Origin of the sequence: Pseudomonas serboccidentalis (genome assembly GCF_028830055.1) — a bacterium.
GTDB classification, from domain to species: Bacteria; Pseudomonadota; Gammaproteobacteria; order Pseudomonadales; family Pseudomonadaceae; genus Aquipseudomonas; species Aquipseudomonas serboccidentalis.
The window spans coordinates 2,511,705-2,533,918 of record NZ_CP101655.1; the positions used below are offsets into that span (position 1 = coordinate 2,511,705).

Here is a 22,214-nt window from a genome sequence, read left to right on the forward strand (position 1 = left end):
TTGTATTTAAAAAATAAATAGTGTGTTGCCGCGGGCGCAATCAATTGCGCCAAACGCAGTGCATGACTGTTCGGTTCAGGTAATAAGGTAAATGTTTTGATGGCCGGGACTGTTCAGGCGAACTCGGCTTTGCGCGGATGAATACCCACAGGCCGTGAAGCGGCAGAGCGAATGAAGATTCACGCAGTGACCTCCTTGTTGCCAGCTCGGATACGCGAACTTTTGGTTCGGTATCGCACCTTACAAGAACGCGGATAGCGTTCGATGATTGCTCTTGGTGCGGGATGGGCACCGTAAGCGCTGTTTTGCGACGGTTGAATTCGCAAGTCGCAAATGCATGGGAAAAACGTGCCAAAGCGGATACACCCGCTATAAATAGGGCTACACCAGAACTGTCGGGATCGAGGAGGGGGCATGTATCAACTTTACGGGCACAGAAACTCGGGCGCAGCAGCCATCGAAGCGGCGCTGGAGTTGTGCCAGATCGCGTATCGCTTTATCGATATCGAAGCCTCGGCCGAAGCCGCCGAAGCATTGGCACGCCTCAATCCACTGAAACAGGTGCCGACCCTGCAATTGCCGGACGGCACTGCGATCACCGAGAGTGTGGCGATTCTGATTCACCTGGGCCTGAGCTTTCCCGGGTCCGGCTTGTTGCCGGCCAAGGCCGTCGATCGCGCTCAGGCCATTCGCGGCATGGTCTACATCGCCAGTAATTGCTACGCCGCCATCGGTGTCATCGATTACCCCGAGCGCTGGCTGGTGATGCCCGACGAAGCCTCGCGGCAGAACCTGATGGCCGGCGCCCGCGAGCGCTTGCACTGGAGTTGGGAAGTGTTTGCCGACCAGTTTTCCGCCGAGCTGTACCTGGACGACGAAGCGCCCGGCGCGCTGGACGTGCTGGCGGCGGTGGTGACGCGCTGGGCGGGCAGCCGCGAGCATCTGCGCCAGACTCGCCCGGGGTTTTATGCGTGGTTGCAGCGCATTGACCGGCATCCGGTGCTGGCGCCGGTGTTTGCCCGGCATTGGCCGGCCTGAAAAGATCAAAAGATCGCAGCCTTCGGCAGCTCCTACACTGCTTTCTGTAGGAGCTGCCGAAGGCTGCGATCTTTTGCTGTGCTGTTATTCCCCGCGAATGTACTGCTCCAGCTGCTTGATCAGCTCCGCCTGTTCGGCAATCGCCTCTTTCACCAGGTCGCCGATCGACAGCAGGCCGATCAGCTTGCCGTTCTCCACCACCGGCAAGTGCCGCAGGCGTTTGTCGGACATGATCCCCAGGCAGGTGTCGACGGTCTGGTGGGTGTCCACGGTGATGACGTCCTTCACCATGATGTCGCGCACTGGTGTGCCGACCGATGAGCGCCCGTGCAGCACCAGTTTGCGCGCGTAGTCGCGTTCGCTGATGATGCCGACCACTTTGTCGTCCTCGACCACCAGCAAGGCCCCGACGTTTTTTTCGGCCATCTTCATCAGCGCTTCGAGCACCATGTGACCGGGTTTGATCTGGTGCACTTCCTGATTGTTCTGATCTTTGAGCTTGAGCAGTTGGGCGACGGTCTTCATGGCGGTTTCTCAGGTGTTGTCGTTGTTCTTCAAGCATCGTAGACCCTTGCGCGCAGGGCAAGGTGGCAAAGCGGCAGATAGCACGCAAAAAACGTCATTTGCCGAATTTTCTTGCCCCCAAACCTGCGGAACGGTGAACGACGTTTGTGGCGAGGGGGCTTGCCCCCGTTCGGCTGCGAAGCAGTCGTAAATTCACGGCCTCAATTATCTGGCCGAGCTGATACGCAGGATTGGGCCTGCTGCGCGGGCCGACGGGGGCAAGCCCCCTCACCACAGGAGTCAGGTCAACAGGGAAACCCTGTATCAGCAAGGGCAGCGTAGAATGCCCCTCTGATTCAATTCCTGAGGTCGCAGTGGTGGATTTACAGCAGGGCTTCGTCCTGACCCGGCATTGGCGCGATACCCCGGCCGGCACCGAAGTCGAGTTCTGGCTGGCGACCGACGCCGGGCCGCGCCGTGTGCGACTGGCGCCGCAGACGTCGGTGGCGTTTATCCCCGCCGCACAGCGCGAGGCGGCCGAGCGTCTGCTGCAGGACGAAAAAAACGTCGAACTGCGCCCGTTGGCGCTGCAGGATTTTGAACATCGCCCGGTGCTCGGGCTGTATTGCCAGCAACATGGGCAGTTGCTGCGTCTGGAAACCGCGCTCAGTCGCGCCGGTGTCGACGTCTTCGAAGCCGATGTGCGCCCGCCCGAGCGCTACCTGATGGAGCGTTTCATCACCGCGCCGGTGCTGTTCAGCGGTACCGCCGATGCCGATGGCGTGCTGCTCAATGCACAGCTCAAACCTGATCCCAAATACCGACCACAACTACGCCTGGCCTCGCTGGACATCGAAACCACCGAAACCGGCGAGCTGTATTCCATCGCTCTGGAGGGCTGCGGCCAGCGTCAGGTGTACATGCTCGGCGCGCCCAACGGTGACGCGAGCATCGTCGACTTCGATCTGGAATATTGCGATTCGCGCACCGTCATCCTGAAGAAACTCAACGCCTGGTTCGCTCGGCATGACCCCGATGCAATCATCGGCTGGAACCTGGTGCAGTTCGATTTGCGCATCCTCCACGAACACGCGCGGCGCCTCGGGGTGCCGCTGAAAATCGGCCGTGGCGGCGATGAAATGCAGTGGCGCGAACACGGCAGTCGCACCCATTTCTTTGCCTCGGCAGCGGGGCGGTTGATCATCGACGGCATCGAATCGCTGCGTTCGGCGACCTGGAGTTTCCCTTCGTTCAGCCTGGAAAACGTCGCCCAGACCCTGCTCGGCGAAGGCAAGTCGATCGACAACCCGTACCAGCGCATGGACGAAATCAACCGCATGTTCGCCGAGGACAAACCGGCGCTCGCCAAGTACAACCTCAAGGACTGCGAACTGGTCACGCGGATCTTCGCCAAGACCGAACTGCTGACGTTTTTGCTCGAACGTGCCAGCGTCACGGGTCTGCCGGCGGATCGCAGCGGTGGCTCGGTGGCGGCGTTCACCCATTTGTATATGCCGCTGATGCACCGTCAGGGTTTTGTGGCACCGAACCTGGGGACCAATCCGCCACAGGCCAGCCCGGGCGGCTTCGTCATGGATTCGCAGCCGGGGCTGTACGAGTCGGTGCTGGTGCTTGATTACAAGAGCCTGTATCCGTCGATCATCCGCACCTTTCTGATCGACCCGGTGGGGTTGATTGAAGGCCTGCAACACCCGAACGATGCGGATTCGGTGCCGGGGTTTCGCGGCGCGCGTTTCTCACGCACACGGCATTGCCTGCCGTCGATTGTCGCGCGGGTTGCCGAAGGCCGCGAGACCGCCAAGCGTGAGCACAACGCGCCACTGTCGCAGGCGCTGAAAATCATCATGAACGCCTTCTACGGCGTGCTCGGTTCCAGCGGTTGCCGGTTTTTCGATACGCGCCTGGCGTCGTCGATCACCCTGCGCGGCCACGAGATCATGCTGCGCACGCGCCAGCTCATCGAAGCGCAGGGCCACGCGGTGATCTACGGCGACACCGACTCGACCTTCGTCTGGCTGCGCCGCCCGCATGGGCAGGACGAAGCGGCGCAGATCGGTCTGGCGCTGGTCAAACACGTCAACGATTGGTGGCGCGAGCACGTGCGCGAGGAGTACGGCCTGCAAAGCGCCCTCGAATTGCAGTACGAAACCCACTACAAACGCTTTCTGATGCCGACCATTCGCGGCGCGGAAGAGGGCAGCAAGAAGCGCTACGCCGGACTGGTGACCCGTTCGGACGGCAGCGAAGAAATGGTCTACAAGGGCCTGGAAACCGTGCGCACCGACTGGTCGCTGCTGGCGCGGCAGTTCCAGCAGGAACTCTACGAGCGGATCTTCCAACGCAAGCCGTATCAGGATTACGTGCGCGACTACGTGCGCAAGACCCTGGCCGGCGAATTCGACGAGCGACTGGTCTACCGCAAGCGCCTGCGTCGCACCCTCGACGACTATGAACGCAACGTGCCGCCGCATGTTCGCGCCGCACGGCTGGCCGACGATTACAACGCGCAGCACGGTCGCCCTCGGCAGTACCAGAACGGTGGCTGGATCAGTTACGTCATCACCCTGGCCGGGCCGGAACCGCTGGAAGTGCGCCGCGCCGCGATCGACTACGACCACTACATCACCCGTCAGCTGCAACCGGTGGCGGACGCGATTCTGCCGTTTGTCGACGACGATTTCTCAACCCTGATCGGGGGGCAACTGGGCCTGTTTTGAGTCCAGCAGTTGCAGGGTCCATTCGTCGAGAATTCCATGGAAGTAGCGTTCGAGTGCCTGATTGAACGGGCCGTCGTCGGCGCTGAACTGCGCAAACAGGGTCATCGAGGAGTGGAATTTCAGGTCATCAGGGTGGCCGAAAATCTCGGCAATCGAACGCTGGCGGATGTTCAGCACCAACTGCGTGCAGGTTCGCAGTCGTGCGCCGAGCAGGTCGTGGGCCAGATAGGCCCGGGCCTCCGCGGCGGACTGAATGGCGAAGCGCCGGGACATCTCGCTGCCACCCAGGCCGGCGAACTGCGGGAACACAAACCACATCCAGTGGCTGCGCTTGCGCCCCTCGCCGAGCTCACGCTGGACCCGTTCGAACACCGGGTCCTGGGCCTGGACGAAACGCTGCAGGTTGAACGGGTCGTACTGATCAGTGCTTCTCATGACGAAGCCCTCGCCAGCGGTCAGCGACTCAGACCATCGCCAGCCGCTGCTTGCGTTGTGGCGCTTTGAATACCTGGTCCAGCGCCGCCAGATCCCCGGCATCCAGTTGCAACTGCGCCGCTTGTGCATTGAGTTGCACGTGTTCCGGTCGCACAGCCTTGGGAATCGCAATCACCCCATCCTGACGCAGAATCCACGCCAGCGAAACCTGCGCCGGGGTCACGTTGTGACGAGCGGCAATCTGCTTGAGCACCGGTTCAGCGAGCATCGCGCCGCCCTGGCCGATCGGGCAGTACGCCATCAACGGCATGCGCTGCTGTTGGCACCAGGGCAGCAGATCGAATTCGATGCCGCGCTCTTCCAGGTTGTACAGCACCTGATTGGTGGCGCAGGCCGGGGAGGACAGTTCTTCGAGGTCGTCGACATCGAAATTCGACACGCCCCAACGACCGATCTTGCCGTCCTCGCGCAGACGCTCGAAGGCCTCGACGGTTTCTTCCAGTGGGTACTGGCCGCGCCAGTGCAGCAGATAGAGGTCGATGTAATCGGTGTCGAGCCGACGCAGGCTGCGTTCGCAGGCTTGCGGGATGCCTTTGCGGCTGGCGTTGTGCGGATAGACCTTGCTCACCAGAAACACTTGGTCGCGCAGGCCGGCGATGGCTTCGCCGACGACTGATTCGGCACCGCCCTCGGCGTACATTTCTGCCGTGTCGATGAGACTCATGCCCAGTTCGATACCTTGACGCAACGCGGCCACTTCACGCTTATGCGCCGAGCGGTCTTCGCCCATGCGCCAGGTGCCCTGGCCAATCACCGGAACCTGCACGCCTGCCAGTTCGAGGGTACGCATTCAAACCTCCTGTCCTGATGGTCGATACCTTAGTGGGCAGCAGGATAGCGCAGGGGTTCCATGGGGCTCAAAAGCAAAAGATCGCAGCCTGCGGCAGCGCCTACAGTGGGACCGTGTTTCCCTTGTAGGAGCTGCCGCAGGCTGCGATCTTTTGATCTTCAGCTTTTATTTGGCAGAAAACTTCAGCACCACGCTATGGCTGTAAGTCTGCCCCGGATCCAGCCGCGTGCTCGGGAAATCCGGCTGATTCGGCGAATCCGGATAGTGCTGGGTCTCCAGGGTAAACGCGCCCCAATGCGGATAGACCTTGCCACCCTTGCCCTTGACGGTGCCGTCAAGGAAGTTGCTGGTGTAGAACTGCACGCCCGGCTCGCTGGTGTACAACTGCAGATGGCGCCCGGACTGCGGATCGCTGACCTCGGCGGCGACTTTGCTCACATCACCTTTTGTATCCAGTACCCAGTTGAAATCGAAGCCGCCCTGTTTCGGTTCGGCGAATTTCAGCTGTGGATGATCAGCCTTGATGTGGGTGCCGATGGCGGTGGGCTGGGTGAAATCCATCGGCGTGCCGGCCACGGGGGCCAGTTCGCCGGTGGGGATCAGCTTGCCGGTGACCGGGGTGTAATGGCTGGCGTGCAAGGTAGCAACCTGCTTGAGGATGTCGCCATTGCCGGCGCCGGCCAGGTTGAAGTAGCTGTGGTTGGTCAGGTTCAGCACTGTCGGTTTATCGGTGTTGGCCTTGTAGTCGATGCGCAGCTCGTTGCTGTCGGTCAGGCGATAGGTTACTTGCGTGGTGAGGTTGCCGGGGAAGCCCATTTCGCCGTCCGCCGACAGGTAGGTCAGGGTCACACCGACCGAGTCCTTGTCTTTGACCGGCTCGGCTTTCCAGACCTTTTTGTCAAAACCCAGTGTGCCGCCGTGCAAGGCGTTGGACTTGTCGTTCTGTGGCACCTGATAGCGTTTGCCGTCGAGTTCGAACGCGCCGTCGGCCAGGCGATTGCCGAAGCGGCCGATGGTTGCGCCGAAATAGGCGGTGCCTTTCTGGTAGCCCTGGACATCATCAAAACCCAGCACCACGTCGGTGGACTTGCCGTGTTTGTCCGGTACCAGCAGCGATTGCAGGGTGGCGCCGTAGGTGATCACGGTCGCCTGCATGCCGTGGCTGTTGCGCAGGATGTATTGCTCGACGGGCGTGCCGTCGTTGGTTTTGCCGAAGGCTTTGTGTTCGGCGGTCAGGCCCGCCGCGTTGGCGGAAAGGGTGGCGATCATCAGGGACAGTCCGAGGCCGGAAAGCAGGTGACGTGATTGAAGCATGGTTGACCTTCCTTTTTGTTGTTGTTTTGAAAACACCACGACTCCCTGTAGGAGCTGCCGCAGGCTGCGATCTTTTGATCTTGATTCTAAAAACGAAGATCAAAAGATCGCAGCCTGCGGCAGCTCCTACAGGTTAACTAGTCAATCTATTTACGTCATGAAAGAAGATTTATAGCTTGTTCATCGTTTATTTCAACAATAAAGACTGACTAATTTGCTTGGCGTTCCTTCGCCAGATATCAGCCGGGAACACCCGCCACTGCACTTTTTCGCAATTAACGGCTCTATCCATGGCCAGGATGCGGCGACGCCCGCCGCGCAGGAATGTGCCCGTTCGAGAATTCATGCCGAGAGTTTGTGACCTGATCGCTGCTGTTGTTCGCCGCCCGTGCCTGCTGTTGGCGTGTCTGTCGTCGTTGCTGTTCAGCGGCTGCAGCCACCAGGATGGCAACGGTTTCATTGCTCAGATGCGTGATGGGCAGCCGCAGGAATTCTTGCAGACCAGTGTCGACCGCATGGCCACGTTGGCGATGCGCGACAACCTCAACAGTCTTTACCGGTTGATGGGCAAGCTGTATCTGCGCAACCCGCAAGAGCTGCGCAAGTCGGGCTTCCTCGACATCAGCACCGCCGTAAAACAAGTGCGCCTGGCAGTCGAGCAGCAGCAACCGTTGCCGGTGCTGGGTGGGCGCAAGGATCTGGCGGCGCTCAGTTACGCGATGAGTCCGGAGTTTCTCGGTGATCGGGTCGGCGCGTTCATTTATGCCATCGGCAGCATGCTGGTCACCGCCCACGGCAACCGCGTCGAGTTCTACATGACCGATGCGATCAACCCGACCTTCGTGCATAACGCCGCGCGCAACATCGAGAAAGCCACGTGGATTCTGTCCCAGCGGCAGAACAAGGAAGGCCAGCCGCTGCTGTTCTCCAATGAGATTTCGGAGGAGGGCAGCAACCTGAGTTTCGCCACCGAGTTCGGCAAGATCGTCGCGCGGCTCGACTTGCTGACGCAGATGCTCGATGAGCGCTACCGGCGCATTGGCCTGAATTACGCGCAAAGTCTGCTGTTCCTGAACTTCCTCCCGGTTCAATAAACGCTACCGCGGGCTGTAAACTTCTTTCCCCTGCTCGCGAAAGCGCCGTATCAGCCACATCATTGCTGACTGACAGGCCGCCATTCGCGAGCAGGCTCGCTCATACAAAGGCTTCTGTCTGTCTTGCAAAGGCATAACGATAGACCGCATCGATATATGTGGTTATATGAAAAATCGCTATGCTGCGGACCAGATTTTTCCTGTCGTTTTTCTGGACGTCTTAATGGAATTGGCAAATTTCGGCCTGATCATCGCCGGGCTGGTGGTGGGTTTTATTGTCGGCATGACCGGCGTCGGCGGTGGTTCGTTGATGACGCCGATCCTGCTGTGGTTCGGCATCAACCCGGCAACCGCAGTGGGCACTGACCTGTTGTACGCAGCCATTACCAAATCCAGTGGCGTGCTCGTTCACAAAAAGAACAACAACATCGACTGGGCCATCACCGGTTGGCTGACTCTGGGCAGCGTACCGGCGGTCGCCATGACCTTGTGGTTCCTCAGCACCCTGCACACCGCGCCCGAGGCGATGAACGCGATCATCAAACAAGCCCTGGGCTTTGTGCTGTTCGCCACGGCGCTGGCGATTCTGTTCAAGAAACGCTTGCTGGAATTCGCTCACAAACGCGCCGGCGGCAACTACAACCCGAGCGGCGTGCGCCTGAATGTGATGACGGTGATCACCGGTCTGATCCTCGGCACCATGGTCGCCCTGACCTCGATCGGGGCCGGCGCCCTCGGCACAGTCGCGTTGTTCATCCTCTATCCGCTGCTACCGACCCGCCGCCTGGTCGGCACCGAAATCGCCCACGCCGTGCCACTGACCCTGGTCGCCGGCCTCGGCCACGCGAGCATGGGCAACATGGATTGGGGCGTGCTGGCCTTTCTGTTGATGGGTTCGCTGCCGGGCATCTGGCTCGGCAGCCACCTGACCGGGCGCATTTCCGATGAATTGCTGCGCCCGTGCCTGGCGACCATGCTGCTGTTGATCGGCTACAAACTGGCGTTCTGATCGATATCCATGAGCGAAACCACCCTGTACTGCAACGAGCGCCTGGCCATCACCGTCGAACCCCGGGAGATGCGCATGAGCCACTGGTTGTATGCGCCGCGGGTGGTCGATCAACGGAGCGGGCGGGAGCTGCTGGATTTGAGTGACAGCCTGTGGGACCTGATTGCCACGGCCGATGAAACGGCCAGTGGCATTGATCTGTTGCTGCGCAAATATCCGGGTGATCGGCCGGCGGTAACGTTGAGTATCAGCCTGGAGGATGGGCAGCTCAGGATTGCCGGGCGCCAAGTCGATGCTTCAGTGCTGGCGTCCGTGCTGGGCTGAACGCACTGAACCGTTGTGGCGAGGGAGCAAGCTCCCTCGCCACAGGATCAAAACCCATCAGCGCTGGATGACAAACTTCATCACCGTCACCGGCAGATCGTCGTACAGCAGATCCTCGATCACCTCCCAACCCAGTCGCGCGTACAGCGATTGCGCCGCGTCGGTGTACAGATACAACTGCGACACGCCCAGCGCCGCCGCCTCATCGACAATCCTGTTGACCAGCTGCGATGCGACTCCGCGCCCGCGATCCTCAGCCTTCACATAGACCCCCGCCAGCCACGGCGTCAGTTGCGGGCGGATCTTCATGTCACTGTCGATCAGCAGCGCGCCACCGAGCAATCTGCCGTCTTCAATGGCCACCACCGCGCAGGGAATCGCGCCCTTGCCGCAAGCCGCGCGCATGCGCACGGTACGGGCCTCAAGGGTATCGCCGTCACGGAATTCGCCCCATTCCTTGAAATTGAGCGCGGCCAGTTCCTCAATCAGATGCGGGTGATCGCACAGGTAGTCGATGTGCATACGCAGAACTCCATTTCGTCGGTCGAACTGCCACCCTAATGCGGTCATAAAAGGTAATCAAATCCACCTCACGATTGTGCGCATCCGGTTGCGCAATGACGGGGCTGACCTAAGCTTCTGGCAAGGCGAAACATATTTGCCGGGCCTGCCCGGAACAATCGCCACGATGCGCAATCATTAGAGCGTGGATATCAAAAGGAGATGCGCATGCTCATCAGGTCACTGACCCTGACACTCTTGCTGGCGATTGCCGGCCCCTTGTTCGCCGCAGACAACGATTCGCCCATCGCCGGGGACCTGGGCAGATCCCGACCGTTGATCGTGATTGCTTCAAGCACCGTCGACCCGGTGTGGGTGGGGCTGAAAAAGTCGCTGGAAGATCCGGCGAACAAGAAGGGCGTCACCGATCGCAACATCAAGGTCTACACCATTCTCAATATGGCCGGACAGCTCGACGGCAAGGACCTCGGCCAGCAGGACACCATGGCCCTGTTGCGTTCGCTGAAGCTGGGCGCCGGGGCGTACCCGAAAGTGTTCCTGCTCGGCAAGGACGGCGAGACCAAACTCTCGGCCTCGGGCGATGAAGCAAAATCTGTGGACTTGAAGAAAGTCTTCGACACGGTTGATGCGCTACCGGCGAGCGAAAAAGACATCGCGCCGCCAACGGTTGCAGCCCCTGCAACCACCGAACCGACGACCAAGAAAGGCGAGAAGGGCGCCAAGGCGACCAAACCGGCGAAACCGAGCAAGCCACCGGAAATGCCGGATGATTGATCCAGCGACCTGAAACAAAAAATGGGCGACCTCTGCAGGTCGCCCATTTTTATTGCCTTCTTTTGTGCTTCAGTCAGTCAGCGCGCTGAAGATGCTATGCGCAATCTTCACTCGCTCCGCGTTCGGGTAGTTCTTGTTCGCCAGAATCACGATGCCGAGGTCTTTCGACGGCACGAAGGCCACGTACGCACCGAAGCCGCCGGTGGCGCCGGTTTTGTTGTACAGCACATTGGCCGGTTCCGGCTGTGGCGAGGCCAGCCATTTGACCTTGTGCGCTTGCATCGTCATTTCCGTGGAGTTGCCGGCTTGCAGACGTTCGAGGCTGATCGGGTAGGGGTAGCGTTCCCAGCCCAGACCCTGGGTCATGTCGCCGATGGTGTAGTAACCGGTGTGGGTAAGGGCGATGGCTTTTTGCAGGGGTGTTTCGAGTTTGGCGGTGTTGAGGTTGGCCTCGACGTATTGCAGCAGGTCGGCGGTGCTGGTTTTCACGCCGTAGGCTTCGGAATCGAGGGCGCCGGGGCTGACTCGAATCGGTTTGTTGTTCTTGTCGTAGCCCTGGGCGTAGAGCTTTTGTTCAGACGCCGGCACCGACAGGAAGGTGTGCTTGAGCCCGAGTTTCGGCAGCAGGGTTTCGGTCATGACCTGATTGAACGGCTGGCCGAGACTTTTTGCGGCCAGGTAACCGAACAGGCCGATGCTCGGATTGGAGTAGAGGCGATGGCTGCCGGCCGGAAAGGTCGGTTTCCACTGTTGGTAATAGCCGAGCATTTTGTCGGAAGAATCCGCAGCCTCCGGGAATTGCAGTGGCAGGCCGCCGGCGCTGTAGGTGCCCAGTTGCAGCAGGCTGATGTGATCAAAAGCGCTGCCTTTCAGCTCGGGCCAGTGCTGGCTGGCCTTGTCGGAGAACTCCAGTTTGCCGATGGCTTGTGCGTAACCGGCGAGTGTCGCGGTGTAGGTCTTGCTCACCGAGCCGACTTCAAACAGGGTGTTTTCGCTGACCGCTTGCCCGGTGTCCTTGGCCGCAACGCCGTAGTTAAAGTAATGCGCTTGACCGTTAACCGTGATCGCAACTGCCAGACCAGGGATGTGCTGTTGCTGCATCACCGGGGTCACGGCGTTTTTCACCACGGCTTGCAGTTGCTCGTCGGTGGGCGTGGCGGCGATGCACGCGGTAGCGCCGAAAAGCAGGCCAAAGGCACTGCAGGAAATGACTTTACTCGGATTGACGAAGGACATGAGTGAACCACTCTCCATGAGTGTTGATGGTGTTATCCCGCTACACTGCGGGCGATTTTCCTGTTGGGCGGCTGATCAGCGCCGTCAATTTAGGCAGTGCGGACGCAATCGGCAAACGATGAAATTTCGCATGAGCCATTAGAAAAATTTGGGACTGGGCATGATTCGACCTCAATTGCCGCTCAATGCACTGCGCGCGTTCGAAGCTTCGGCGCGGCATCTGAGCTTTACCCGTGCCGCCGTGGAGCTGTGCGTGACCCAGGCGGCGGTGAGCCATCAGGTCAAAAGCCTCGAAGCGCAACTCAACGTCACCCTGTTCAAGCGCCTGCCACGCGGGCTGATGCTCACCGGTGAAGGCGAAACCCTGTTGCCGGTGCTGACGACCTCGTTCGATCACATTGCGCAGATGCTCGAACGTCTGGCCGGTGGACAATACCGCGAAACGTTGACCGTCGGGGCGGTGGGGACGTTCGCGGTCGGCTGGTTGTTGCCGCGGCTGGCGGACTTTGAGGCGAAACATCCGCTGGTCGACTTGCGCCTGTCGACGCACAACAATCGGGTCGACGTCGCTGCCGAAGGGCTGGATTATGCGATTCGTTTCGGTGCCGGGGCGTGGCATGGCATCGAGGCCACGCGACTGCTCGACGCTCCACTGTCGGTGCTGTGCGTGCCGGAAATCGCCCGGCAACTGCACACGCCGGGGGATCTGCTGCAGCAGCGCTTGCTGCGCTCCTATCGCACCGATGAATGGCCGGAATGGTTTCACGCTGCCGGCCTGGCGACCCACGCGGCACCGCCGCAGAGCATTGTGTTCGACTCATCGCTGGCGATGATGGAGGCCGCGCTGCAGGGCAGCGGGGTGGCGCTGGCGCCGCCGTTGATGTTCGCCCGGCAACTGGCGGCGGACGTGATTCGCCAGCCGTTTGCGATTGAAATCACCACCGGCAGCTATTGGCTGACGCGGTTGCAATCGCGGTCGGAAACGGCGGCGATGACGGCGTTCAAACAGTGGCTGCTACAAATCACTGCCTGACACAAAACCCTTGTAGGAGCTGCCGCAGGCTGCGATCTTTTGACTTTGATTTTTGAAGATCAAGATCAAAAGATCGCAGCCTGCGGCAGCTCCTACAGGGGAAGCATCAGCAGCGCATCAACGCACCAGGCACGGCCGCTTGTTATCGAACGTCCACCCCGGAATCAAGAACTGCATCGCCACGCTGTCATCCCGTGCGCCGAGGCCCATGCCTTTGTAGAGTTCGTGGGCCTTGGCCAGTTGATCCATGTCCAGCTCCACGCCCAGCCCCGGTTTGGTTGGCACCTGCACACAGCCGTCGACAATCTGTAGCGGCGCCTTGGTCAGGCGCTGGCCGTCCTGCCAGATCCAGTGGGTGTCGATGGCGGTGATGTCACCCGGTGCCGCCGCCGCGACATGGGTAAACATCGCCAGGGAGATATCGAAGTGGTTGTTGGAGTGCGAACCCCAGGTCAGCCCCCACTCATGGCACAACTGCGCGACACGCACCGAGCCCTGCATGGTCCAGAAGTGCGGGTCGGCCAGCGGAATGTCCACCGACTGCAACTGGATCGCGTGGCCCATCTCGCGCCAGTCGGTGGCGATCATGTTGGTCGCCGTCTTCAGCCCGGTGGCGCGGCGGAATTCGGCCATGACTTCGCGCCCTGAGTAACCGTTTTCCGCACCGCACGGGTCTTCGGCGTAAGCCAGCACGTGATGCTGGTCGCGGCACAGGCGGATCGCTTCTTTCAGTGACCAGGCGCCGTTCGGATCAAGGGTGATGCGCGCGTCCGGGAAGCGTTCGGCCAGCGCTGTCACGGCTTCGATTTCCGCATCGCCACTGAGTACGCCGCCCTTGAGTTTGAAGTCCTTGAAGCCGTATTTCGCTTGGGCGGCTTCGGCCAGGCGCACCACCGCTTCGGCGGTCATGGCCTTCTCGTGTCGCACGCGGAACCAGTCGTTATCGGCGTCCGGTTCGCGGCGGTAGGCGAGGCTGGTTTCGCGCTGATCGCCAACGTAGAACAGATAACCGAGCATCTTCACTTCATTGCGTTGCTGGCCTTCGCCGAGCAATGCCGCAACCGGTACGTCGAGGTATTGGCCGAGCAAGTCGAGCAGGGCGGCTTCGAGCCCGGTGACGGCGTGGATGGTGATGCGCAGGTCGAACGTCTGCAGGCCACGACCGCCGGCATCACGCTCGGCGAAGGTCTGGCGCACCTGATTGAGGATTCTCTGATAGTTGCCGATGGGGCTGCCGATCACCAGGCTGCGGGCGTCTTCCAGCGTCTGGCGGATGCGTTCGCCACCGGGCACTTCACCGACGCCGGTGTGACCGGCGTTGTCTTTGAGAATGACGATGTTGCGGGTGAAAAACGGCCCATGGGCGCCGCTCAGATTGAGCAGCATGCCGTCGTGACCGGCCACCGGAATGACCTGCATGTCAGTGATGATCGGTGCTTTGGCGGTGTCGTGTGCAGTCATGTTTTTATCCTTGTCAGCATTCATCAAAACAGAAGTCAGGCGTGTTTCGCCGCGGCTTCGGCCACGGCGAGGTCAGCAGCGGACTTGGGGGTGGTGCGCGCGGCGAAGACGATGATTGCGGCGATGATCGAGGTCGCGGCCAAACCGTAGAGACCGCCTTGAATCGAGCCGGTGTGCTCTTCGAGCAGGCCGAAAGTGGTCGGCGCGACGAAGCCGCCGAGGTTGCCCACCGAATTGATCAGCGCAATCACCGCTGCGGCGATCCGCGCGTCCAGATACGCCTGCGGAATCGGCCAGAACAGTGACGAAGCGGATTTGAAGCCCAGTGCCGCAAAACAGATCGCGACAAAGGCGAAGATCGGCCCGCCGGTGGTGGACATGAACATTCCCGCCGCCGCGATCAACAGCGCGGTCGCCACCCAGGCCTGCTGGTGCTTCCACTTGGCCGAGAAGGCTGCGAAGGCGTACATGCCGATGATCGACAGCAACCACGGAATCGAGTTGAACAACCCGACCTGGAAGTCACTCATTTCGCCCATTTTCTTGATGATGCTAGGCAGCCAGAACGTTGCGGCGTAGATCGTCAACTGGATGAAAAAGTAGATCAGGCAAAACAGAATGATCTGCCGGTCCTTGAGCAGTTTGCCCATCGATGGCCGGATCGGCGTCGCGGCTTCGCGGGCCTTCTGTTCATCGTCGATGGCCGTGACCAGCGCATCCTGTTCGGCGCGGGTCAGCCATTTGGCGTCGTGGGGTTTGGCATCGAGCCAGAACCAGACGAACACACAGAGCCCGACCGAAAACATCCCTTCGATGAAGTACATCCACTGCCAGCCGTGCATGCCCAGGCCGTTGATCTGCAACAGCAGGCCGGACAGCGGGCCGGAGATCAGCGAGGCGACTGCCGAACCGCTGAGGAAAATCGCGATCGCCTTGCCGCGTTCGGCTCCCGGCAGCCAGCGGGTGAAGTAGTAGATCACCCCGGGAAAGAACCCGGCCTCGGCCACGCCGAGCAGGAAACGCAGGATGTAAAAGTGCGTTTCGTTCTGGATGAACGCCATGCCGGCGGCGACCAGACCCCAGGTGAGCATGATGCGGGTCAGCCAGATACGCGCGCCGACTTTCTGCAAGAGCATGTTGGACGGGACTTCGAACAGCGCGTAACCGATGAAGAACAGGCCGGCACCGAAGCCGTAGGCGGCGGCACCAATGCCCAGATCGTGTTCCATGTGGGTGCGGACGAAACCGATGTTCACCCGGTCAATGTAATTGACGATGAACATGATCACGAAGAGCGGCAGGACGTGGCGTTTCACTTTCGAGATGGCAGAGGCGAGTGTCGAGTCGACGCCCTCGTTCATCCCGGAGACGGAGGTTTTCACTTGGTTTTCTCCCACTGATTATTTTTATGCGGGGTAGGGCTGGGTGCTGCGTTGTTGATAGACATCATACAACTGAGATTTTTTGTCCTACAAGTGGGGGAGAACGATTAAATTTGCCTGGCGGGCAAATTTTTTATGCCTTTTTATCGATTTGTCCCGTATTTGTTAGGTTTTGTTGGCTGTTGCGGTCGTGCGTCACAATCATTCGAGGCTGAGCCTCAAGCAGGTGTTCGGCCTGACGTGTGCGAGATTTTTGGTTTTATTGAGTGTTGTCATACAAGTTGAGGGTTATTTCAACGCTAAAATCAATCTCGTCTGCCATTGCGCAATGCTACGATCCGCAAGCCCCGATGACCGGAAACGACCATGCAAGAAGAACTCGACGCCCCTGCCCGCAAACGTGCGCATAACCTTGCGCATGATCTGGTGGAGAAACTGACCCAGAGCATCCTGCTCGGCCAGATGTCGCCCGGCGACAAGCTGCCGTCGGAGAACGCCATCGTCCAGGAGCACGGCGTCAGTCGCACGGTGGTGCGCGAGGCGATTTCCAAATTGCAGGCGTCGGGACTGGTCGAGACGCGGCACGGCATCGGCACATTCGTCATCGAGCGCGCTGCCGAGCAGGGCTTGCGCCTGAATGTCGATACCGCGCTCGGCGTGCGCAGCATTCTTGAATTGCGCATGGGCCTGGAGACGCAGGCGGCCGCGTTGGCGGCGCAACGGCGCAGCGAACAGCAATTGCTGCAAATGCGTCAGGCGCTGGATGACTATCAGCGCCTTTTGGACAGCAACGACAGTTGCGTCGAGGCCGATCGACGTTTTCATCTGCTGATCGCCGAAGCCACCGGCAACGTCTGCTTCAGCGAAATCATGCAGCACCTGGGCAACGCGATGATTCCGCGTCAACGACTCAACGCTGCCGAGCGCGGTGCAGCGGATTTGAGCAAGCTGGGACAGTTGGCCCATCTGGAGCACGAGGCGATCTTGAATGCGATCAAGCGCCAGGATCCGGATGCCGCGCGCGCGGCCATGTGGCTGCACCTGACTAACAGCCGCGACCGCTTCGGTGCGCAAGGCTGATTGCCACTGGTCGCGAGCGGGCTCGCTCCCACAGAGGAATGCAGTCCAAATGTGGGAGCTTGCTCGCGAAGAGGTCATCAGCCTCAGTAAAAATCCAGGCTCAGACCTCAACCGTTCGCACCACCGCCCGCCGCTCCAGATTCAGCGCCAGCACACTGATCAACACCACCACCGACCCCACCAGCACCATCAGGGTCGGCCGCTCGCCCAGACCCAGCGAAGCAATGCCCATCGCCGTCGGCGGGATCAGGTACAGGGTCATCGTCGCCCGGCTCAAGTCCACATGCTTGAGCACAAACCCCCAGGCCAGATAAGCCAGCGCACTGGGAAACACCCCCAGCGCCAGCACCGCCCATTGCACCCGCAACGGCGCCTTCAGCACCGCGTCGCTCAGCCCCGGCAGGTAAATCAGTAACAGCAACGTCCCCGACCACACCGCGTAACACGCCAGGCTAAAGCCGTCGTAACGCCGGGCGTGATGTTTTTGCAGGGCGAAATAAATGCTCCACGACAGCGCCGCCAGCAGGATCAGCAAGCCATGCGCGTCGATCTGCCCCAGGCCGCGATCAGCGCTGACCACGATCACCACGCCGATCAGCCCCAGCAGCACACACCCCCAGCGCCAGGCACTGACCTGATCCTTGAACACGTATCGCGCCAGCAATGTGCTGAACAACGGGCTCGACTGCGCCAGTACGCTGGAGGCGCCGGCACTGACGCTTTGCTGGCCGATGTTCAGCGCCACGTGATGCAGGCTGACGGCGAAGAATCCCAACGCGAACAGCATCGGCACATCGCGCCGCTGCGGCAGGCGAATGCCCTTGAACGCTGCAATCGCGGCCATGAACAGCGACGCCAGCAGAAACCGCAGCAACGCCAGATGCCCGGGCTCATAAGCGTGCAGGCCGAGGTGAATGCCGGTCGGCGAATAGGCCCAGCAGCCGACCACGAACGCCATGGCCAGGACGATTTTCAAGGAGGAGGGGGACGGCATGATGGGCGCACCAGAGGGGTTGATGCGCCGAGTATCCGGTCGGGCAATCATTCGCCACAACTGACTTATACTGTGCTTAATGTTCACTTTGAGTGATGAATATGGAGCTGGCGCAGATCCGCATGTTCAAGTCCGTGGCCGATGAGGGCAGCATTACCCGGGCCGCGGAAAAGTTGTTTTGCGTGCCGTCGAACATCACCGCGCGGATCAAGGCGCTGGAGGCGGAACTCGGTGTGGCGCTGTTTCTGCGCGAGGGGCGCGGGCTGCGGATCAGCCCGGCGGGGCAGACATTTCTGGCGTATGCCGAAAAGATTCTGGCGCTGACCACCGAAGCCAAGCGTGCGCTCGATCCTGCCGCCGAGCCGTCCGGCCCGCTGCGTATCGGCGCCATCGAGTCCTCGGCCACCGGGCGTTTGCCGCGGCTGTTGGCGAAATTTCACCAGCGCTACCCGCAAGTGGCGCTGGAGTTGACCACCGGCACCTGGGGCCAGTTGCTCGACGACACCGTCAACCATCGCCTCGACGGCGCCATCGTTGCGGTGGACGTCGAGCGCTCACAGCTCAAACGCACGCCGATGTACCGCGAAGAACTGCTGTTGATTGCCTCGACGTCATTCGGGCCGGTGCGCGACATCCATGATCTGCAGGACAAAACCGTGTTCATGTGGCCGCAGGGCTGCCCGTATCGGGCGGCGCTGGAGCACTGGTTGTTGCGTCAGGGGCAGGCGCTGCCGATTGTCAGCCTGGCGAGTTATGGGGCGATTGTCGGTTGCGTGAGTGCCGGTGCCGGGGTCGCACTGGTGCCCAAAGGCGTGTTCGAGCAGTACGCCAAGGGGGCCGGGTGTGTCGGCTATGAATTCCCCGAGCTGACGGCCATCGACAACCTGTTCTACTGGCATGAAAACGCCGGGGTACACCCGGCGCGTGAGGCGTTTGTGGCGATGTTGCGCGAAGAATTTGCATGATCCCGCTACGCGCATCATGCCCTCTGTAGGAGCTGCCGCAGGCTGCGATCTGTTGATTTTTTTATTGAAAAAACAAGATCAAAAGATCGCAGCCTGCGGCAGCTCCTACAGGGAGGGATTCAGGAAGTCAGGTCACGCATCAACAAGCCAAAGCGCAAATCCACTGCATCCGGAATCGGCAGGTACACCGTGTGCCCGTCCCCCGGCGCAATTTCGATCACTTCACCTTTAAGGTTCTGCAACTGGTGCAGATCGAAGTGAAAGTTGCCCTTGGGCGTCATCAGCTCCAGATGGTCGCCCAGTGCAAAGCGGTTCTTCACCTTGACCTCGGCCAGTCGGTCGCGGCGTTCGCCGGTCAACTCACCGACGAATTGCTGGCGCTCCGACACCGAGCTGCCGTGCTGATAGTTCTGGTATTCGTCATGCACATGCCGGCGCAGGAAACCCTCGGTGTAGCCGCGCTGCGCCAGTGATTCCAGATCGGTCATCAGGCTGCGATCGAATTCGCGCCCAGCCACCGCATCGTCGATCGCCCGGCGATAGACCTGCGTGGTGCGCGCGCAATAGAAGTGCGACTTGGTGCGACCTTCGATCTTCAGCGAATGCACGCCCATGCGGGTCAGGCGTTCGACGTGCTGCACCGCGCGCAGATCCTTGGCGTTCATGATGTAGGTGCCGTGCTCGTCCTCGAAGGCGGGCATCAGTTCGTCCGGGCGATTGGCTTCCTGCAGCAGGAACACCTGATCGGTCGGCGCGCCGATGCCCAGCGTCGGCTCCGGCTGGAAGGTCTGCACGATCTCGCCGAGCTGATTTTCCGTGGCCTCCTGCGCCGAGTATTTCCAGCGGCAAGCGTTGGTGCAGGTGCCCTGGTTGGCGTCGCGCTTGTTCATGTAGCCCGACAGCAGGCAGCGCCCGGAGTAGGCCATGCACAGCGCACCGTGAACGAACACTTCCAGCTCCATGCCCGGCACCTGCTCGCGGATTTCGCCGATTTCCTCCAGCGACAATTCCCGCGAGAGGATGATCCGGCTCAGCCCCTGTTGTTGCCAGAACTCGACGCTCGCCCAGTTCACCGTATTCGCCTGCACCGAGAGGTGGATCGGCATCTGCGGAAAATGCCGGCGCACCAGCATGATCAGCCCCGGGTCGGACATGATCAGCGCGTCCGGCGCCATCTCGATCACGGGCGCCAGGTCCTTGAGGAAGGTCTTCAGCTTGGCGTTGTGCGGGGCGATGTTGACCACCACATAGAAACGCTTGCCCTGCGCCTGCGCTTCGCGAATACCGAGGGCGAGGTTGGCGTGGTCGAACTCGTTGTTGCGCACCCGCAGGCTGTAACGCGGCTGGCCGGCGTAGACCGCATCGGCGCCGTAGGCGAAGGCATAGCGCATGTTCTTCAGGGTGCCAGCGGGGGCGAGCAGCTCCGGGGCGGCGTGGGGGAGGTCGGGGATCATGGCGGCATCGGTCGCAAAAGCGCGGCAGGGTAGTGCAGTTGCAACCAGGGTTTATTGATCTGGATCTACCTTTGCACTCAACGGTGTGTCCACCGACAAGAGATTCTCTGCTCGTCAAGGCTGCCGGTGCGTTGAATGCTGGTCGCGATCGGCAACTATGCTCCATGAACAAAGATGGCACTCGCGCGCGCCCCGGCGGACTAAGGTTCGAGGCGTGCGAGACGCCTGACTGACCTGGATCGGACATGAACGAGAAAACCCTGCAATTCAAATCCCTCACCGTGTTGCTGCTGTTGGTGACGGTCGCCTTCATCTGGGTTCTGCTGCCGTTCTACGGCGCGGTGTTCTGGGCGGTGATCCTCGGCATTCTGTTTGCGCCGATGCAACGCCGGTTGCAGCTCAAATTCGGCCCGCAACGCAACCTGACGGCGCTCTGTACGTTGGGCATTTGCCTGGTCATCGCGATTTTGCCGGTGATCATCCTCAGTGTGTTGCTGGTTCAGGAAGGCGCGACGCTGTACCACAACATCGAAAGCGGCCAGCTGGACATCGGCGCCTATCTGGCGCAGTTCAAACACAGCCTGCCACCGTACTTTCAGCATTTGCTCGACCGCTTCGGCATGGGCGAACTCAACGAGCTGCGCGAGAAAATCGTCAAGGCGTCAATGCAAGGCAGCCAGGTGCTGGCCACTCAAGCCTTCAGTTTCGGCCAGGGCACGTTCGAGTTCGTGGTCAGCTTCGGCATCATGCTGTACCTGCTGTTTTTCTTTCTGCGTGATGGCCCCGAACTGGTGCGCAAGGTCCGTACCGCCGTGCCGCTGGAAGAGAGTCACAAGCGGCGTTTGCAGTTGAAGTTCAACCGGGTGGTGCGCGCAACGGTGAAGGGCAACCTGGTGGTGGCGATCACTCAGGGGACATTGGGCGGGGCGATTTTCTGGTTTCTCGACATCCCCAGCGCGTTGCTGTGGGCGGTGTTGATGGGCTTTCTGTCGCTGTTGCCAGCGGTGGGGGCGGGGATCGTCTGGGCGCCGGTGGCGCTTTACTTCTTGCTCAGCGGGATGATCTGGCAGGGCGTGGTGCTGGCGTTGTTCGGGGTGTTCGTGATCGGCTTGGTCGACAACGTGCTGCGCCCGATTCTGGTAGGCAAGGACACGCGCATGCCCGATTACATGATTCTGATCTCGACCCTCGGCGGCCTGGCGGTGTTCGGCCTCAACGGTTTCGTGATCGGGCCGCTGATCGCCGCGCTGTTCATGTCGAGTTGGGCGCTGTTCATCGAGACCAAACCGAAAGTCCAGTTGCCTTAAGCATCGAACGGGGTGCTGACCAATTGCTGCGACAGGGCCTGCGCCGCGGGCAGCGAAGTGAGCGGGCCGCTGATCGGCTCGCCGTCGCGCACCAGATACCAGCAGGCGAGCAACCCCAGCGCTCTGAGGGAGGCGGGAACGGCGCTACCGACCACCGACATGATTTGAACCTGAGCCATGACAAGTACCTCCATCCATCTATGGAGCTACCTTATGGATTCGCCGCGCTCAGGGACAATCAACGCGTTCGATAGTGGTCATTGATGGTGGTGAGGACTGTTTCAGTCGACAACCTGGTCCAGCATGTGCACCACTTCGCGCTCGTTGAGCAAACCCTTGTGCACGAGATTCTCGGCCAATAGCGAAAGAAACTTGGCGCAGCGGTGGCCTTCCAGGTGCTTGAGTTCGGTCAGCGCGTTGTACACCTTGCTGGAGGTGCATAAGCCGACGATGCGGTGCGGATTTTGTGTAGGCATGAGTCGTCCTTGTTTTTATCAACCTGTTGTTTACGGACGGATTCAGATTGCGGTTCCGTCATGACAAATAGATGACCGTTCTGTGTTTTGCCCCCAACGGTCAAGTCCATCATGCCGACTTTAACGGTTCAAACTGTCCCGACAGCGACCTTCACCAGATTTTTTCAGACTTTGTCCGACCGACGGTCAAAAAAAGCCCCGCTATAAAAGCGGGGCTTGATGGG

General features: G+C 60.5%; 22 protein-coding genes. 10 read left to right on the plus strand and 12 right to left on the minus strand.

Annotation, left to right across the window (positions count from 1 at the left end):
* The first annotated feature begins 414 nt into the window (after window positions 1–414).
* Window positions 415–1,038 carry a glutathione S-transferase N-terminal domain-containing protein gene (locus NN484_RS11385; protein ID WP_274659130.1) on the plus strand — a complete coding sequence of 208 codons (624 nt, stop codon included), beginning with the start codon at window positions 415–417 and terminating at the stop codon, window positions 1,036–1,038.
* An 84-nt stretch (window positions 1,039–1,122) separates the two neighbouring features.
* Here NN484_RS11385 and NN484_RS11390 read toward each other — a convergent pair whose 3' ends face one another.
* A complete protein-coding gene (locus NN484_RS11390) occupies window positions 1,123–1,563 on the minus strand; it encodes a CBS domain-containing protein (protein ID WP_215500999.1) in 441 nt (146 codons plus the stop codon).
* Window positions 1,564–1,919: 356 nt separating this feature from the next.
* Here NN484_RS11390 and NN484_RS11395 point away from each other — a divergent pair, with 356 nt between their 5' ends.
* Complete coding sequence (locus NN484_RS11395) at window positions 1,920–4,280, plus strand: DNA polymerase II (protein WP_274659131.1); 2,361 nt, start codon at window positions 1,920–1,922, stop codon at window positions 4,278–4,280.
* Here the strand turns inward: NN484_RS11395 and NN484_RS11400 are convergent.
* From NN484_RS11400 to NN484_RS11410, 3 genes are all read right to left on the minus strand, one after another.
* Window positions 4,245–4,715: a DUF1810 domain-containing protein gene (locus NN484_RS11400; protein WP_127652187.1), complete on the minus strand. Its 471-nt coding sequence runs from the start codon at window positions 4,713–4,715 to the stop codon at window positions 4,245–4,247. The genes NN484_RS11395 and NN484_RS11400 overlap by 36 nt on opposite strands.
* Before the next feature lie 28 nt (window positions 4,716–4,743).
* Window positions 4,744–5,565, minus strand: coding sequence for an aldo/keto reductase (locus NN484_RS11405; protein ID WP_274659132.1), 822 nt, complete (start codon window positions 5,563–5,565; stop codon window positions 4,744–4,746).
* Between the two features lie 165 nt (window positions 5,566–5,730).
* Window positions 5,731–6,879, minus strand: coding sequence for an aldose epimerase family protein (locus tag NN484_RS11410; protein ID WP_215500996.1), 1,149 nt, complete (start codon window positions 6,877–6,879; stop codon window positions 5,731–5,733).
* Between the two features lie 344 nt (window positions 6,880–7,223).
* On the opposite strand from NN484_RS11410, the gene NN484_RS11415 reads away from it, so the two are divergent.
* From NN484_RS11415 to NN484_RS11425, 3 genes are all read left to right on the plus strand, one after another.
* Window positions 7,224–7,973, plus strand: a complete 750-nt coding sequence (locus tag NN484_RS11415) for a hypothetical protein (RefSeq protein ID WP_274659133.1) — start codon at window positions 7,224–7,226, stop codon at window positions 7,971–7,973.
* Between the two features lie 223 nt (window positions 7,974–8,196).
* Entirely contained in the window at window positions 8,197–8,982 is a 786-nt protein-coding gene (locus NN484_RS11420; RefSeq protein ID WP_215500994.1) for a sulfite exporter TauE/SafE family protein, read from the plus strand.
* Window positions 8,983–8,991: 9 nt separating this feature from the next.
* Entirely contained in the window at window positions 8,992–9,306 is a 315-nt protein-coding gene (locus NN484_RS11425) for a hypothetical protein (protein WP_274659134.1), read from the plus strand.
* A 57-nt stretch (window positions 9,307–9,363) separates the two neighbouring features.
* Here the strand turns inward: NN484_RS11425 and NN484_RS11430 are convergent, their stop codons facing one another.
* Window positions 9,364–9,828 (minus strand): GNAT family N-acetyltransferase, encoded by a 465-nt coding sequence (locus NN484_RS11430; RefSeq protein WP_127652181.1) that lies wholly within the window; start codon window positions 9,826–9,828, stop codon window positions 9,364–9,366.
* 207 nt (window positions 9,829–10,035) lie between these two features.
* Here NN484_RS11430 and NN484_RS11435 point away from each other — a divergent pair, with 207 nt between their 5' ends.
* Entirely contained in the window at window positions 10,036–10,602 is a 567-nt protein-coding gene (locus NN484_RS11435; protein ID WP_274659135.1) for a DUF4174 domain-containing protein, read from the plus strand.
* Between the two features lie 69 nt (window positions 10,603–10,671).
* On the opposite strand, the gene ampC is transcribed toward NN484_RS11435, so the two are convergent.
* Complete coding sequence (gene ampC / locus NN484_RS11440) at window positions 10,672–11,838, minus strand: class C beta-lactamase (RefSeq protein WP_274659136.1); 1,167 nt, start codon at window positions 11,836–11,838, stop codon at window positions 10,672–10,674.
* Between the two features lie 160 nt (window positions 11,839–11,998).
* Here ampC and NN484_RS11445 point away from each other — a divergent pair, with 160 nt between their 5' ends.
* A complete protein-coding gene (locus NN484_RS11445; protein WP_215500991.1) occupies window positions 11,999–12,871 on the plus strand; it encodes a LysR family transcriptional regulator in 873 nt (290 codons plus the stop codon).
* Between the two features lie 117 nt (window positions 12,872–12,988).
* Here the strand turns inward: NN484_RS11445 and gudD are convergent, their stop codons facing one another.
* Complete coding sequence (gudD, locus tag NN484_RS11450) at window positions 12,989–14,332, minus strand: glucarate dehydratase (RefSeq protein WP_274659137.1); 1,344 nt, start codon at window positions 14,330–14,332, stop codon at window positions 12,989–12,991.
* A 35-nt stretch (window positions 14,333–14,367) separates the two neighbouring features.
* Window positions 14,368–15,714, minus strand: a complete 1,347-nt coding sequence (locus NN484_RS11455) for an MFS transporter (protein ID WP_127652176.1) — start codon at window positions 15,712–15,714, stop codon at window positions 14,368–14,370.
* Between the two features lie 366 nt (window positions 15,715–16,080).
* Here NN484_RS11455 and NN484_RS11460 point away from each other — a divergent pair, with 366 nt between their 5' ends.
* Window positions 16,081–16,794, plus strand: coding sequence for a FadR/GntR family transcriptional regulator (locus NN484_RS11460; protein ID WP_127652175.1), 714 nt, complete (start codon window positions 16,081–16,083; stop codon window positions 16,792–16,794).
* Between the two features lie 100 nt (window positions 16,795–16,894).
* Here the strand turns inward: NN484_RS11460 and NN484_RS11465 are convergent, their stop codons facing one another.
* Window positions 16,895–17,788, minus strand: a complete 894-nt coding sequence (locus tag NN484_RS11465; protein WP_274659138.1) for a DMT family transporter — start codon at window positions 17,786–17,788, stop codon at window positions 16,895–16,897.
* 101 nt (window positions 17,789–17,889) lie between these two features.
* On the opposite strand from NN484_RS11465, the gene NN484_RS11470 reads away from it, so the two are divergent.
* On the plus strand, window positions 17,890–18,753 hold the full coding sequence (locus tag NN484_RS11470) for a LysR family transcriptional regulator (RefSeq protein WP_274659294.1): 864 nt from the start codon (window positions 17,890–17,892) through the stop codon (window positions 18,751–18,753).
* A gap of 119 nt (window positions 18,754–18,872) precedes the next feature.
* Here the strand turns inward: NN484_RS11470 and trhP are convergent, their stop codons facing one another.
* Window positions 18,873–20,207: a prephenate-dependent tRNA uridine(34) hydroxylase TrhP gene (trhP, locus tag NN484_RS11475; RefSeq protein ID WP_274659139.1), complete on the minus strand. Its 1,335-nt coding sequence runs from the start codon at window positions 20,205–20,207 to the stop codon at window positions 18,873–18,875.
* 245 nt (window positions 20,208–20,452) lie between these two features.
* Between trhP and NN484_RS11480 the strand changes: the two genes are divergently transcribed.
* Window positions 20,453–21,514: an AI-2E family transporter gene (locus tag NN484_RS11480; protein ID WP_274659140.1), complete on the plus strand. Its 1,062-nt coding sequence runs from the start codon at window positions 20,453–20,455 to the stop codon at window positions 21,512–21,514.
* Here NN484_RS11480 and NN484_RS11485 read toward each other — a convergent pair.
* Both NN484_RS11485 and NN484_RS11490 read right to left on the minus strand, forming a co-directional pair.
* The gene (locus tag NN484_RS11485) at window positions 21,511–21,693 is read right to left on the minus strand and encodes a hypothetical protein (RefSeq protein WP_127652171.1); all 183 of its coding nucleotides are present in this window, start codon (window positions 21,691–21,693) and stop codon (window positions 21,511–21,513) included. The genes NN484_RS11480 and NN484_RS11485 overlap by 4 nt on opposite strands.
* A 102-nt stretch (window positions 21,694–21,795) precedes the next feature.
* Complete coding sequence (locus NN484_RS11490) at window positions 21,796–21,990, minus strand: hypothetical protein (RefSeq protein ID WP_127652170.1); 195 nt, start codon at window positions 21,988–21,990, stop codon at window positions 21,796–21,798.
* Between the last annotated feature and the right edge of the window lie 224 nt (window positions 21,991–22,214).